Genomic DNA, 13,599 nt, shown 5'->3' with positions numbered 1-13,599 from the left:
CAGCCTCGTGTTTTAGCCTACAAAAGCATTGATTTCTGCTTCGATATTCGCAATTTTTTCTTTAGCATCTGCTTCAGATTCACCAACTGTAGCGATGTAGAATTTGATTTTTGGTTCGGTACCTGAAGGACGAACGGCAAACCATGAATCATCAGCCAAAATGTATTTAAGCACGTTGCTTGGAGGAGTTGTCAATTTTTCAACGCCGTCAGCAGTAGTAGCTGTTTGTTCCAAGAAGTCTTCTGTCTTAGCAATGTCTGTATTGTTAAATTGTTTAGGAGCATTGCCACGGAATTTATCCATAATTTTCTTGATTTCAGCAGCCCCGTCCACACCTGAAAGGGTAACAGAGATGGTTTTTTCTGCGAAGTAACCGTATTGTTTGTAGATTTCTTCGATACCATCTGCCAAAGTCATACCACGTGAGCGGTAGTAAGCTGCGATTTCAGCAACGATAAGAACGGCTTGGATAGCGTCTTTGTCACGTACGAATGGTTTGATCAGGTAACCGAAGCTTTCTTCGAAACCAAGCATGTAAGTGTGGTTGTGTTGTGTTTCAAATTCATGGATTTTTTCACCGATAAATTTGAAACCAGTCAAGACATTAAACATAGTTGCGCCGTAGCTTTCTGCAATCTTAGTCACCAACTCAGTTGATACGATTGATTTACAGAGGGCAGCATTGGCAGGAAGGGTACCAGCTGTTTTGTGAGCTTCAAGAATGTATTTAGCAATGATAGCTCCGATTTGGTTACCAGAAAGGTTGAGGTAAGAACCATCTGGTTGGCGGATTTCAACACCAAGGCGGTCAGCATCTGGGTCAGTTGCAACCAATACATCAGCGTCTACTTTGCGACCAAGTTCTTCAGCAAGAGCAAAGGCAGCTTGGTTTTCAGGGTTTGGAGATTTAACAGTTGAGAAGTCAGCATCTGGAACAGCTTGAGCTTCAACAACTTGAACAGCTTCAAATCCAGCTTGGGCAAGAGCACGACGAGCCAACATTTCACCAGTACCATGAAGTGGAGTGTAGACAATCTTCATGTCACGACCGTATTCATTGATCAAGTCTTGGTTAATGTTAACGCCTTTCACTTCTTTCAAGTATTCAGCGTCGACGTTTTCACCGATAACTTCAATCAAGCCGTTAGCTTTGCTTTCTTCAAGGTCAGCTAATTGTACAGTGAAAGGATTTTCGATAGCACGGATGTAATCTGTCAATGCATCAGCATCTGCTGGAGGCATTTGTCCACCGTCTTCACCGTATACCTTGTATCCGTTAAATGGAGCAGGGTTGTGGCTAGCGGTTACCATGATCCCAGCAAATGTGTGGAGGTGACGAACAGCAAATGACAATTCAGGTGTTGGACGTAGGCTTTCAAATACATAAGATTTGATACCGTGAGCAGCCAAAACTTGAGCAGATTCAAAAGCAAATTCAGGAGAGAAGTGACGGCTGTCGTAGGCGATCGCAACACCGCGTTTCTTCGCTTCCTCACCTTTTGAGTCGATCAATTGGGCCAATCCTTCAGTTGCTTGGCGAACAACATAGATATTAATACGGTTGGTACCAGCACCGATTAATCCACGCATACCAGCTGTACCGAATTCAAGGTTGGTATAGAAGGCATCTTCTTTTGTTTTTTCATCCATTGCGACCAACTCATCACGAAGGTAAGCTGGTAATTCAGCAAAGTCGAGCCATTTTTGGTAGTTTTCTTGATAGGTCATGCAAGCGTCTCCTTTTTGCTTATAATTTAATCGCTTACATTATAGCAAATTTTTTCAGAAAATTCTAGCGATAATTGTAAATCTTTTCAAAAAAAATAGGGTTAATTCACCATCAAAAAAAAAAGCCAAGATAAATTGGTCTTGGCTTTGAAGGTTATTTTAATTTTTCAAGAGATGGAACGACTGCACTGGTAATGAGTACTGTCGCAATGACTTCGATGAGTGAGTTAGTAGACACAATCAACCCAAGGAAATTTTGAATTCCCCCTCCAAAACTGTTACCAAAGAAGAAGTAAATCCCACTTAGAACGAAAACAGTATTGGTCATAGAGCCGACAATTCCAGCGATCACAAGTCCAGTACGATTGCGAATCCAGCGATAGACGAAGTATGGGGTTACTCCGATGAGAATCCGAGGGACTATGGCAATGATAAGGGAGTAGAGATTCCCGTGAGGGACAAAGGGACTAAAGAGATAGCTAGCGGGTGTTATAACCAGGGTATTCATAGTGAGGCTAAAGAGTCCCATGAGGAGTCCTAAGATAGCTCCAATCCGTGGACCGTATATGATAGAGGCGATCACGACAGGAATATGAACCAAGGTTGGTTGAATTCCTGATGGAACAAATTGCAGAATGAAGGACGTCACAAAGTGAATGGTGATCATCACCGCAAAAAAGATGGCAATTCGTGAAATAGAAGATGATTTTCTCATAAACAATTCTCCTTAACAGTTTCTACAATAGTTTCTACAGGCGCTAGAGCTCCAGCACCTTTGTCCCCACAAGCAAGAACAGCATCACGAGGTTGGATAATCTGGTAACCATAGTCTTGTATGAGCTTTAGATTTCGTTGGGTAGCGGGATGTTCTAACATTTTTGTATTCATAGCAGGGGCCAGTAATTTTTTAGTCCTTTGAGGCAAGGCTAGAGCTGTGCTTGTGACCATATTATCTGCCAGTCCCATAGCCAATTTAGCAATGGTATTGGCACTGGCCGGCGCTACAAGAAAGAGGTCAGTTTCTTTCCCAAGGTCGATGTGCTCGATCCGCTGTGGATCGTCTTCAATCATAACATCTAGCCCGACTTGATTCTTTGAAAGAACTTGCAAGGTTAAAGGGGTGATAAATTTTTGGGCTGAAGGAGTCATGAGGACTTTCACTTCAAAGCCCAATTTGGTTAGTTGGCTGGTAATATCAGCCGCTTTATAGGCGGAAATACTACCGGTAACCGCTAAAGTAATGTGTGTCATAAGTTCCTTTTTATTTGATATAACGTAGGATAGCCTCTGCGATTTCTGCTTTCGTAGAAGCTTCTAGGACCTGATCATCTGTCACTAGATAGGCTTGATGCTGACCGTTCTGAATCTTGGTCAGATCATTGGCAACGATCATGCTGGCATGATTTTTAACCAGGCTTTCACGCGCTACCTGGATCAACTCTTCAGAAGAAACGTCGACTAAAAGCTTAAAGCCGATCAGTTGAATGGCAGGGTTCCATTCTTTGACGAGCGAGATAATCTTCGGATTTTTCTTTAAGAAGAGCACCTGATATTCTTCTTTCGAAGAGATTTTGGTTTCGTGATTTTCGCGATGGATAAAGGTATGAAGATCCTGAGCATTCTTAACTTCATCAAGGCCTGTCATGTAAACAGGCGTATAGTCTGAGACTGCCATAGCATGGATTAATACCTGGTGACGAGGAACTTCCTTTTTCATTTGAGAGAGAAGTTCCTCAACATTGTCGATCAATAGAAGTCGAAGCTGTGGGTGAGGGTCGGGTTTAAGAGCGGTAGGCGTTGTGATCAAGGTCACCTGCTGTCCCTTAGCAAGAGCCGTTTCTGCAAGGATTTTCCCTAGGCTCCCGGTGGAATGATTGGTGATCGAACGAACACTATCAATGGCTTCGCTCGTCCCGCCTGATGTAATTAAAATATGCATATGCTTATTTTACACAAAAAAGATACATAAGTAAAGTTCTGAAGCTATTAGGATTAGCTATGTGTAGCCATAAAATTTACATAAAAAACGAACGTTCGATTCAAAAGGTGGAAAAACCATGTCATTTTCGCGAATTTTAGGTATAATAGACCTATCAAATATAAAGGAGTCCCTTATGAAAACAGATATCGAAATTGCTCAAAGCATTGAACTCCAACCGATTGTGGACGTTGTTAAGAAGATCGGTTTGGTAGACGATGATCTTGAATTGTATGGAAAATACAAGGCGAAATTGAGCTTTGATAAGATTCGTGAAGTTGAGAAAAATACAGTAGGAAAACTTATCTTAGTCACTGCGATCAACCCAACTCCAGCTGGAGAAGGGAAATCAACCATCACCATTGGTCTAGCAGATGCTTTGAATAAAATCGGTAAAAAAACCATGATTGCCATTCGCGAACCTTCTTTAGGTCCAGTTATGGGGATTAAAGGTGGTGCTGCTGGTGGTGGCTATGCCCAAGTTCTACCGATGGAAGACATCAACCTTCATTTCACAGGGGATATGCATGCGATCACAACGGCTAATAACGCTCTCTCAGCATTGATTGATAATCATTTGCACCAAGGAAATGAGCTAGGAATTGACCAACGTCGGATTATCTGGAAACGGGTAGTGGACTTGAATGACCGCGCTCTTCGTCATGTTTCTGTCGGTCTTGGCGGTCCTTTAAATGGGATTCCGCGTGAAGACGGTTTTGATATTACCGTTGCTTCTGAGATCATGGCCATCCTTTGCTTGGCGACAGATATTGAAGATTTGAAACGTCGTTTGTCCAACATCGTGATTGGTTACCGTTATGATCGTAGTCCAGTTTATGTCCGTGATTTGGAAGTGGAAGGGGCTCTTGCCTTGATCCTCAAAGATGCGATTAAGCCAAACCTGGTTCAAACCATCTATGGAACGCCTGCCTTTGTTCACGGTGGTCCATTTGCCAATATCGCCCATGGATGTAACTCTGTATTAGCAACGACGACAGCTCTTCATTTAGCAGACTATACGATTACAGAAGCAGGATTTGGTGCTGACCTTGGCGCTGAAAAATTCCTTGATATTAAAACTCCAAACTTACCTACATCACCAGATGCAGTCGTAATCGTAGCGACACTCCGTGCCCTTAAGATGAACGGTGGAGTGACCAAGGATGCTCTGACAGAAGAAAATGTAGAGGCTGTTCGTGCTGGTTTTGCCAACTTGAAACGCCACGTTGAAAATATCCGTAAGTTTGGCATTCCTGCAGTGGTTGCCATCAATGAATTTATCACTGATACAGAAGCAGAAATTGCTGCTTTGAAAGAATTGTGTGCTGAAATTGATGTGCCAGTTGAACTTGCTAGTGTATGGGCGAATGGTGCTGACGGTGGAGTTGACCTTGCTGAAACTTTGGTTAAGACCATCGAAACAAGTCCAGCTAACTACACACGCTTGTATGATAACAACCTTTCTGTTGAAGAAAAAATTGAAAAGATTGTTACAGAAATTTATCGCGGTAATAAGGTGAATTTTGAGAAGAAAGCTAAGACACAAATTGCCCAAATCGTGAAAAATGGTTGGGATAAGTTGCCAATCTGTATGGCCAAAACACAATATAGCTTCTCTGATAATCCAAATGCCTTGGGAGCTCCTGAAAACTTTGAAATCACTATCCGTGAAGTGGTGCCAAAATTGGGAGCAGGCTTTATTGTCGCTTTGACTGGGGATGTCATGACCATGCCTGGTTTACCAAAACGTCCAGCTGCTTTGAATATGGATGTGGCTGCTGATGGAACAGCCATCGGTTTGTTCTAATAGCTAGATATCTAAAAACAACTTCTGTTCAAATGAGCAGAAGTTGTTTTGGTCTTGTTAATCAATCATTATTCAGTAAGGAGTTGGTACCTGATTTTTCGATAGATTATGATGAGCTGTAGGGTCATGGGAATCCAGATAAGGGGTTCGCAGAGAATGACCCCCATGTAGCCGGTGTGAGGAATAATCCACAGAACGAAGAAAATTTTTCCAAACAATTCAATAAAACTGGATGTGAGTGGGGTTAATTTTTTACCCATTCCCTGTAGGGCATTTCTCAGGATGATGAGACTCGCCAAAATAGGATAAAAGCAAGAGCTGATCTGGAGATAAAGACTGGCATTTGCAATGAGATCAGGATTTGTCGAGCCGGAAATAAAGCTGGTTAAAGACGGACTTGTGAAGAATAGAAGAGCAGCAACCAAGACAGACCAAACCCAAGAAAGAAGGTTGGCAATGGTAACGCCTTTTTTGATCCGCTGGAATTGCTCTGCGCCAAAATTCTGCGAGATAAAGGTTGTGATACTTGAGGCGATAGCTGTAATCGGTAAAACGGCAAAGGACATGATACGACGGGCTGCGACCTGTGCACTGATAATGGTTGTTCCAAGCTGATTAATAGCGGATTGGAGGATAACCGTTCCAATCGAAACGATGGAAGTCATGAGGCCCATGGCAAGGCCCTGACTTAGCAGATCCTGATAAAGCTCCTTGTCCCAAACAAAAACCTTGCGATGCGGGAGCAGAAAAGGGACCTTCTTACGAATATAGAAAATACAAAGAAGGGCCGAAATACCCTGGGCGATGATGGTCGCAATCCCAGCAGATTGGACTCCGAGATGAAGTTGGGTAATAAAATAAAGATCGAGAAGAATATTGAGAATAGCGGCGATAATCAAGAAATAGAGTGCCGCTAGGCTATCGCCAACCGCTCGAAGAAGTCCGGCACAAAGATTATAGGCAAAGGTCACAGCCACACCATTAACAATGGTAGCGATATAAAGATAAGACTGAGACACAATTGCTGATGGGGTCCCTAAAAATTGGAGCAGGGGAAAAAGTCCGACAGCACCAATGAAGATCACGAAGAGACTGAGAATGCAACCAATAATAGCAGTTGCGGCGACTGATTTTCGTAATTGGTCTTCGTTTTTGGCTCCATAATTTCTCGCGATAATAATCCCCATCCCATTTCCAACACCGACAGCAAATCCAACGATCAAATCAAATATGGCAGAGGTTGCTCCAACGGCGGCCAAAGATTTTTGACCTAAAAAACGCCCTACAATCATGACATCCGAGGTATTGTAGAGTTGTTGAAAGATATTGGACAAAAGAATAGGAAAGGCAAAACTCAATAGAGCGGGTAAAATAGGACCATCTATGAGGACCACACGTTGAATTCTTTTCATAGTGTCATTATACCAACTTCAGGAACCAGCGATAAGCGTCGATAGTTGAAGGCCCTTACATTTTTTGGTATAATCAGGGCAGAAAAGGAGGCTTTTATGAGCTTAACCAGCCAATTAATCACTGAAACGTTCCCAGATCTGGACAAGGTCGAGAGGCTGAATATCGAGGCATTCCCAGAAGAAGAGCGAGTCCCTTTGTCGGAATACCTGCGTTATACGGACAATGACGATGCTAATTTTTTTGCTTTTTATAACGAAGAAGAATTTGTCGGATTTGCTTTTTCTATCTATAATCAGAAAGCTTTTTATGTTAGCTTCTTTGCCATTATGCCCCACCTACGTAGCCACGGTTATGGTCAAGAAATCATTGAAAAATTGGTAGAATTTTACCAAAGAACCATGATTCTTGAAGTGGAACGTTTAGATGAAGAATGTGACAATCTAGAGCAACGTCAGTCTCGGATGGATTTCTATAAGCGTAATGGTTTTAAAACTGCCAATGCCTTTTTAGAATACGAAGGACTGAGCTTTGAAATTCTCTATCGGGGTGACCACTTTGACGAAGAGGCTTATCGCGATATTTTCCGTAAACTGCAGGAAGAAAATTATTTCGATTTCCGCATTAAATATAGACGCTTTAGTGACCACTAGACAAGAAGGAGGCTGGGACAAAAGTCCTAGCCTCTCAATTATTTTTGGATTGTCGAGCAGGACGCAGTGGTTGAGTGGGCTCTACTACGCTGATTTCATCAGCTTTTACAGCCCTACTCAACTGTGCGGAGGTGGGACGACGAAATCGAATTCTAACGAATTACCGATTTCTGTCCCACTCTCTTTTAGTTTAGATATTGAATGAAGAACTCAATCAGTTTCATGATTTGTGTAAAGAACCAAGGTAGAAACAGAAGAGCTAGGAAGGCAACATGCCATTTCCAATAGAGTGAAACCAGGCCAATGGTTTCTCGAATCCAAGCGGATGGGAGATAGTAAAAAGCTGTTCTTGAACCGATACTTCGACCAGGTATTTTCAATCGTCTCATAAAGACACCTGCACGGAGTGCGTGAAATGAATTGGTTACTACAAGGACTCGCTTGCCAAGCCCCTCTTCTTCAAGGAGACGCTTGCTAAAGGTCAGGTTTTCAAAAGTAGTACGAGAGCGATTCTCGATGAGAATGGCGTCTTCTGGAACCCCGTGTTCCATCAAGTATCCGGCCATAGCTTCTGCCTCAGCGATCAGCTCATCTGACCCTTGACCACCAGAAACAATCAGCTTTGGTCGTCCCTCGAACTGCTCATAGATGGCCTTTCCCTTATCGAGACGTTGGGCTAAGAGTGGGGGAACCTTGTCTCCAATCAAACCTGAGCCAAGGATGATGATGGCGTCTGGCTCTTTGCGAACTGGAAAGAGATTGCAAAAAGTCCCATAGGATACATAAGAGAGGTAGAGAAAGGTCATGTAAAACAGGGCGAAGTCAGTCAGATAAATGAGGATGTCATTCCCTGGGAAATAGGGTAGAAAATGTAGTGCCAAAGCTCCGATAATAAACAGTCCATAAAGCAGAGAGAGGAGGTTGGCCAGTCTTTTTCCTTCAAAAAGCATCATTTGACGGCCGTTAAAAAGGAGAAAGATAGATGAGAAAATAATGCTGAGAAAAACGAGGATGGAAATCACAACAAATACAATAATTGCAATTTGTTGATTAAACCATAGCTCAGTTCGAACGACTAGTAGAAATGCAGAAATCAGTAGAAGAAGCCCCAGGTTTATCGAAAAGAGATAAGCATTGAAAAGCCTTCTGCGATCACTCATAAAGAACAATAAAAAAATAAGAGCTGGAAATAACCAGAATAGATATAGATACATGTTTTGCACCTCGTAAAATCTTACATCCATTGTACCATAATGACTGATAGAAATAGCGGATTGTTCATGCAAATAAGTTGCTTTCTTCAAATGAATTTGATAAAGTTAAGATTATCGTTTTTTTAAGGAGATCGTATGTTACGAAAAGGTTCCCTGACAGGTTTATTACTGTTTGGTATTTTTTTTGGTGCTGGAAACCTGATTTTTCCGCCGACTCTTGGTGCTTTATCGGGTAATCAATTTTGGCCAGCTATTGCTGGGTTTGTCCTTTCAGGCGTGGGAATTGCCATTGTGACCTTGATTATCGGGACACTCAATCCCAAAGGTTATATTGATGAGATTTCTCGTAAGATTTCACCTGTTTTCGCAATTGTATACTTAGTTGCGCTGTATCTTTCGATTGGTCCTTTCTTTGCCATTCCAAGAACTGCGACGGTATCTTTCGAAGTGGGGACAGCCCCCTTATTAGGTGGAATGAATGCCAGTTTAGCACTTTTCATTTTTACCCTGGTCTACTTTTTGCTTGCCTTTCTGATTGCTTTGAATCCATCTAAGATTCTAGATCGAATCGGTCGTATTTTGACCCCGATCTTTGCGATTCTCATTTTGATCTTAGTCGTTCTTGGAGCTCTAAAATACAGTGGGCATGCTCCAATGGTGGCTACAAAAGCTTATCAGGCATCTGCCTTTGGGCAAGGATTTTTAGAGGGGTACAATACCTTGGATGCCTTGGCATCTGTTGCCTTTAGTGTGATCGCAGTGACTACTTTGAATCAACTTGGATTTTCAAGTAAGAGAGAATACATCAAGACTATTTGGTTGGTTGGAATTGTTGTAGCCCTTGGTTTTAGTGTGCTGTATATCGGTTTAGGATATCTGGGGAATCATTTTCCTATTCCAGCTTCTGTTATGGCATCTGATAGCAATAAAGGGGTGTATGTATTATCAGAAGCTACCAAAGCGATCTTTGGTCCGACTGCTCAGATTTTCCTAGCAGGAATGGTGACGGTAACTTGCTTTACCACAACTGCTGGTTTAATCGTCTCTACCAGTGAATTCTTCCATAGCACCTTCCCTAAGGTTTCTTACAAGGTCTATGCAAGTGTCTTCACTCTGATTGGTTTTGCGATTGCCAACCTTGGCTTGAATACCATTATTGCTTTCTCATTGCCAGTCTTGATGATTCTTTACCCAATCACCATTACCATTGTATTGCTTGTGATAGTGAATAAATTTGTGGCTCTTTCAAAACTAGGAATGCAACTGACTATTTTCTTGGCCAGCTTGGTCTCTCTTGCAAGTGTTCTGGCAAATACCTTTAAAATTTCACTAGTAGAAAAGGGGATTGCTTTGCTTCCATTTGCGGCTCAATCTCTTCCATGGTTAGTGCCAGTAGTCATCGGGATTCTTTTATCGCTCGTATTACCAAATAAACAAACGGCAGAAGAATAAGTTATATTAGAAACTCTAAAGTTTCATGCTTTAGAGTTTTTCTTTTGAAACTAGTACCTAAATCCAAACTTTAGTAAAAAAACGTAGCAGAAATTTTTATTTTTTGTCAGTCAATGTTATACTGAATGTAGCATATCAATATACGGAGTGAACTATGAATCCAATCATTTTTTCATTGACAGTTTTTCTTGCGGGTATTCTGTCTTTCTTTTCTCCCTGTGTCTTTCCTTTGCTACCGGTTTATATTGGAATCTTGCTAGGAAGTGATCAGGAAAAGGCTATCCGATTGTTCGGGAAAAAAATTCGCTGGCATGGCTTGCTGAAAACCCTTTGTTTTATTGCAGGTATTTCTGTTATTTTCCTCCTCATTGGTTTTGGAGCGGGCTTGCTTGGAAAGATCATGTACACCAATTGGTTCCGTTATCTGATGGGAGCTCTCATCATTATCCTTGGTCTTCATCAAATGGAAGTCTTTCATTTTCATTTCCTTGAAAAGCAAAAATCAGTAGATTTTGGAGCCAACAAACAGAAGAATGAATTGTTTTCAGCTTTTCTCCTTGGTCTTGGCTTTAGTTTTGGTTGGACGCCTTGTATTGGTCCGGTATTAGGATCAGTCCTTGCTTTAGCAGCATCAGATGGGCAAGATGCTCTTATGGGAGCTATTTATCTCCTTGTTTATACCTTGGGAATGGCCCTTCCGTTTTTACTCTTGGCCTTAGCATCTAGTCTGGTCCTACCTTACTTTAATCGTCTCAAACCCCATTTGTTATTGCTGAAGAAAATCGGCGGAGCTATCATTATTCTGATGGGAATTCTCTTACTTTTGGGACAATTGAACAGTTTGTCATCTATCTTTTCATAAAATAATCCGGAGGTTTAACGCATGATGAAAGGTTTTAAATACGCTTGTTTCTCAGTTCTCTCTTTAGCTTTGCTGTCAGCTTGTTCCATGAATCAATCCAGTGAGAGTAGTATGGACAATCAGCCAACAATGAATACAACAACGAATAAGAATCCTTTGGTAGGAAGAGACGCTAGTGACTTTGAACTAAAGGATATGAAGGGGGATACGGTCAAACTTTCAGACTATAGAGGCAAAAAGGTTTACTTGAAATTTTGGGCAACCTGGTGTGGTCCTTGCCGGCAAAGTATGCCTGAATTAGAGAAATTGGTCAAGGATACGGATAGAGACTTTGAAATTCTGACCGTTATGGCACCAGGACTCCAAGGTGAAAAAACAGAAGAAGAATTCGTCAAATGGTTTGATCAACAAGATTACAAGTCCGTACCGGTCTTGTACAATCCAGATGGTTCTGCATTTGCAGATTATCAGGTTCGCTCTATTCCTACAGAAGTCTTTATAGACAGTCATGGGAAAATTGGACATGTCCAATTAGGGGCTATTTCAAACGAAGATGCTAAGAAGATCATCAAGGAGTTACAATAAAAAAATGAAGCACGAAGCTTCATTTTTTTCTAGTTTCTTAGTTGCTTGCACCAGAAGTGGCATCAGCATCTCCGTGGCCTCCGTCACCATGTCCTCCAGCATCAGAAGCGCCAGAAGTTGCATCTGTACTACCATGTCCACCAGCAGGAGCAAATGGACCGCTTCCGCCAACTAGACGTTGGCCGGTTGTTTGCAGGTACCAGTCCAACCATGGTTTGAAGTTGAAGACAATCTCATTGATACCAGCGTATGAACCATCTTCATAGTACATAGCTTGGTAGTTGTGAGTGTTGATCACGCCTTCAGGAGATCCTGGAACAATAGTCCGAACATAGTCTTGGTTACCGTTACGAAGGGTACCAATCACCCATTCCACGTTTTTCATACGTGCTGGTGGTAGGGAACCATGAACGGTTGACATCCGGCTTCCTGATTGAGGTGGCACGCGTTTGGCAAACATGGTATCAGGATCTTGATGGGCATTGTTGTAGTAGAGGAATTGGTTGTTATCATCGGCATAGGTCAATTCAAATGGCATAGCCTTTAAGAACATATCAATTTGGTTAACGGTTAGGATACCGTGGTCGAGTTTGACATAGGTATCGCCGGAAACGGCACCAGTGATTTCAGCTACTTTTTCTACCCAATCTGGATCGTCAGGATCGACTTCAGTAACAGTTGTAGCGATTGGATGATTACAATCCAAGTCTTCTGGTTCAATTGGTTTTGGTTTTTTCAATTTAGATACAACCTCAACGTATTTCATAAAATTATCCAAGCAGGTTTCAAGGAATTTGACGGTTCCCTCGTTGATGATATTGCCGTTTTCGTCAAAAGCTTCTTTCGCTTTTCCAAGAAGGAATTCATTTCCTGGAAGGGTATAAGCATTGACACCTGGGGCATCGAGGATCTTACGGAGGTGAACTTGCGCACGTGAAGTCCCTTGATCATAGTAAGAAGCACCGACGATCATAACCGGTTTGTTTTCAAATGGATGCACCTCGAAAGAGAGCCATTCAAGAACAGACTTGAGAGCAGCAGAGATCGTATGGTTGTGCTCTGGAGTGGCAATGATAACACCATCTGCACGAGTGATTTTGTTATACAAAAGACGCAATTGGAAACTTTCGTCCCATTTTTCATCTTGATTAAACATTGGAACTTCGTCGATTTCAAGAACTTCCAATTCAAATTTGATTTTAAATTGGCGGCGAATGAATTCCAAAAGTTTACGGTTATATGATTGATCGTAGTTCGATCCTACAAGTCCAACAAATTTCATTCTTTTCTGTCTCCTATCTTACAAGTTTTCCCAGTCAAATTCTTCAGCATCTTTGCGAAGTAATTCTTGGGCGTTGCGCAATTTGTCTGTGATTTTTACAAACACACGGAAATCATTGAAGACGGCATCTAATTTTTGAATGACATCTAAATCCACCAAGTCTCCATTTTGATCAAAGGCTTGCAATGAATGGGAGAGCAAGAATTCATCTGGCAAGACATTTGCTTTGATTTCTGGAGCATTTAAGATTTGGCGAAGTTGGAGTTGGGCGCGTGAAGATCCCAACGTACCGTATGAAGCCCCAGTAATCATGACCGGTTTGTTTAACAATGGGAAGACTCCGTATGAGAGCCAAGCGAGTGCACTCATCAAGACTGCTGGAATAGAGTGGTCGTATTCTGGAGTCCCAATAATCACCCCATCAGCTTCTTCAATTTTGGCAACAATCTCTAAGACAGCTTCAGGCACTTGTTTGTCGGCTGGTTTGTTAAAGACAGGGATATCTTTAATTTCGACCAATTCGATCTCAGCCTTGTCAGCAAAATGTTTTTGCATGTATTGAAGCAGTTGACGGTTTGTAGAACGTTTGGAGTTAGTCCCCACAATCGCAATAAGTTTTATCATGGAA

General features: G+C 41.9%; 13 protein-coding genes. 5 read left to right on the top strand and 8 right to left on the bottom strand.

Going from position 1 to position 13,599, the window contains the following annotated elements; all coding sequences use genetic code 11:
- Positions 1 to 12: 12 nt before the first annotated feature.
- The 4 genes from RDV49_RS07275 to RDV49_RS07260 all read right to left on the bottom strand — a co-directional run bounded on the left by RDV49_RS07275 (position 13) and on the right by RDV49_RS07260 (position 3,667).
- A complete protein-coding gene (locus tag RDV49_RS07275) occupies positions 13 to 1,728 on the bottom strand; it encodes a phospho-sugar mutase (protein ID WP_003007201.1) in 1,716 nt (571 codons plus the stop codon).
- A gap of 154 nt (positions 1,729 to 1,882) precedes the next feature.
- Entirely contained in the window at positions 1,883 to 2,443 is a 561-nt protein-coding gene (locus RDV49_RS07270) for an ECF transporter S component (RefSeq protein WP_003007203.1), read from the bottom strand.
- On the bottom strand, positions 2,440 to 2,979 hold the full coding sequence (gene coaC, locus RDV49_RS07265) for a phosphopantothenoylcysteine decarboxylase (protein ID WP_003007205.1): 540 nt from the start codon (positions 2,977 to 2,979) through the stop codon (positions 2,440 to 2,442). The genes RDV49_RS07270 and coaC overlap by 4 nt, the downstream gene beginning before the upstream one ends.
- 10 nt (positions 2,980 to 2,989) lie before the next feature.
- Complete coding sequence (locus RDV49_RS07260; RefSeq protein WP_003007207.1) at positions 2,990 to 3,667, bottom strand: phosphopantothenate--cysteine ligase; 678 nt, start codon at positions 3,665 to 3,667, stop codon at positions 2,990 to 2,992.
- Positions 3,668 to 3,842: 175 nt separating this feature from the next.
- Here RDV49_RS07260 and RDV49_RS07255 point away from each other — a divergent pair, with 175 nt between their 5' ends.
- Positions 3,843 to 5,513: a formate--tetrahydrofolate ligase gene (locus tag RDV49_RS07255; RefSeq protein ID WP_310744339.1), complete on the top strand. Its 1,671-nt coding sequence runs from the start codon at positions 3,843 to 3,845 to the stop codon at positions 5,511 to 5,513.
- 68 nt (positions 5,514 to 5,581) lie between these two features.
- Here RDV49_RS07255 and RDV49_RS07250 read toward each other — a convergent pair whose 3' ends face one another.
- Positions 5,582 to 6,925 (bottom strand): MATE family efflux transporter, encoded by a 1,344-nt coding sequence (locus RDV49_RS07250; RefSeq protein ID WP_003007211.1) that lies wholly within the window; start codon positions 6,923 to 6,925, stop codon positions 5,582 to 5,584.
- Between the two features lie 96 nt (positions 6,926 to 7,021).
- Here RDV49_RS07250 and RDV49_RS07245 point away from each other — a divergent pair, with 96 nt between their 5' ends.
- Positions 7,022 to 7,576 (top strand): GNAT family N-acetyltransferase, encoded by a 555-nt coding sequence (locus RDV49_RS07245; protein WP_031576258.1) that lies wholly within the window; start codon positions 7,022 to 7,024, stop codon positions 7,574 to 7,576.
- Positions 7,577 to 7,761: 185 nt separating this feature from the next.
- Here RDV49_RS07245 and RDV49_RS07240 read toward each other — a convergent pair whose 3' ends face one another.
- Positions 7,762 to 8,790 carry a YdcF family protein gene (locus tag RDV49_RS07240; RefSeq protein ID WP_310744338.1) on the bottom strand — a complete coding sequence of 343 codons (1,029 nt, stop codon included), beginning with the start codon at positions 8,788 to 8,790 and terminating at the stop codon, positions 7,762 to 7,764.
- A gap of 135 nt (positions 8,791 to 8,925) precedes the next feature.
- Here RDV49_RS07240 and brnQ point away from each other — a divergent pair, with 135 nt between their 5' ends.
- From brnQ to RDV49_RS07225, 3 genes are all read left to right on the top strand, one after another.
- On the top strand, positions 8,926 to 10,242 hold the full coding sequence (brnQ, locus tag RDV49_RS07235) for a branched-chain amino acid transport system II carrier protein (protein ID WP_003007219.1): 1,317 nt from the start codon (positions 8,926 to 8,928) through the stop codon (positions 10,240 to 10,242).
- Between the two features lie 154 nt (positions 10,243 to 10,396).
- Positions 10,397 to 11,104: a thiol-disulfide oxidoreductase-associated membrane protein CcdA2 gene (ccdA2, locus tag RDV49_RS07230; protein ID WP_003007221.1), complete on the top strand. Its 708-nt coding sequence runs from the start codon at positions 10,397 to 10,399 to the stop codon at positions 11,102 to 11,104.
- 21 nt (positions 11,105 to 11,125) lie between these two features.
- Entirely contained in the window at positions 11,126 to 11,689 is a 564-nt protein-coding gene (locus RDV49_RS07225; RefSeq protein ID WP_003007223.1) for a TlpA family protein disulfide reductase, read from the top strand.
- A 37-nt stretch (positions 11,690 to 11,726) separates the two neighbouring features.
- Here the strand turns inward: RDV49_RS07225 and RDV49_RS07220 are convergent, their stop codons facing one another.
- Both RDV49_RS07220 and RDV49_RS07215 read right to left on the bottom strand, forming a co-directional pair.
- On the bottom strand, positions 11,727 to 12,971 hold the full coding sequence (locus RDV49_RS07220) for an NAD(P)H-dependent oxidoreductase (protein WP_003007225.1): 1,245 nt from the start codon (positions 12,969 to 12,971) through the stop codon (positions 11,727 to 11,729).
- A gap of 18 nt (positions 12,972 to 12,989) precedes the next feature.
- Entirely contained in the window at positions 12,990 to 13,595 is a 606-nt protein-coding gene (locus RDV49_RS07215; RefSeq protein ID WP_037607883.1) for an NADPH-dependent FMN reductase, read from the bottom strand.
- Positions 13,596 to 13,599 lie beyond the last annotated feature (4 nt).

It is taken from the genome of Streptococcus parasanguinis (assembly GCF_031582885.1).
Classification (GTDB): Bacteria; Bacillota; Bacilli; order Lactobacillales; family Streptococcaceae; genus Streptococcus; species Streptococcus parasanguinis_M.
This window is presented reverse-complemented; position numbering and strand designations above follow the sequence as displayed.

What these genes read in the sequence shown, in the direction of transcription:
- RDV49_RS07275 (WP_003007201.1), bottom strand. Translation starts at nt 1,728, where the DNA reads ATGACCTATCAAGAAAACTACCAAAAATGGCTCGACTTTGCTGAATTA.
- RDV49_RS07270 (WP_003007203.1), bottom strand. Translation starts at nt 2,443, where the DNA reads ATGAGAAAATCATCTTCTATTTCACGAATTGCCATCTTTTTTGCGGTG.
- coaC (WP_003007205.1), bottom strand. Translation starts at nt 2,979, where the DNA reads ATGACACACATTACTTTAGCGGTTACCGGTAGTATTTCCGCCTATAAA.
- RDV49_RS07260 (WP_003007207.1), bottom strand. Translation starts at nt 3,667, where the DNA reads ATGCATATTTTAATTACATCAGGCGGGACGAGCGAAGCCATTGATAGT.
- RDV49_RS07255 (WP_310744339.1), top strand. Translation starts at nt 3,843, where the DNA reads ATGAAAACAGATATCGAAATTGCTCAAAGCATTGAACTCCAACCGATT.
- RDV49_RS07250 (WP_003007211.1), bottom strand. Translation starts at nt 6,925, where the DNA reads ATGAAAAGAATTCAACGTGTGGTCCTCATAGATGGTCCTATTTTACCC.
- RDV49_RS07245 (WP_031576258.1), top strand. Translation starts at nt 7,022, where the DNA reads ATGAGCTTAACCAGCCAATTAATCACTGAAACGTTCCCAGATCTGGAC.
- RDV49_RS07240 (WP_310744338.1), bottom strand. Translation starts at nt 8,790, where the DNA reads ATGTATCTATATCTATTCTGGTTATTTCCAGCTCTTATTTTTTTATTG.
- brnQ (WP_003007219.1), top strand. Translation starts at nt 8,926, where the DNA reads ATGTTACGAAAAGGTTCCCTGACAGGTTTATTACTGTTTGGTATTTTT.
- ccdA2 (WP_003007221.1), top strand. Translation starts at nt 10,397, where the DNA reads ATGAATCCAATCATTTTTTCATTGACAGTTTTTCTTGCGGGTATTCTG.
- RDV49_RS07225 (WP_003007223.1), top strand. Translation starts at nt 11,126, where the DNA reads ATGATGAAAGGTTTTAAATACGCTTGTTTCTCAGTTCTCTCTTTAGCT.
- RDV49_RS07220 (WP_003007225.1), bottom strand. Translation starts at nt 12,971, where the DNA reads ATGAAATTTGTTGGACTTGTAGGATCGAACTACGATCAATCATATAAC.
- RDV49_RS07215 (WP_037607883.1), bottom strand. Translation starts at nt 13,595, where the DNA reads ATGATAAAACTTATTGCGATTGTGGGGACTAACTCCAAACGTTCTACA.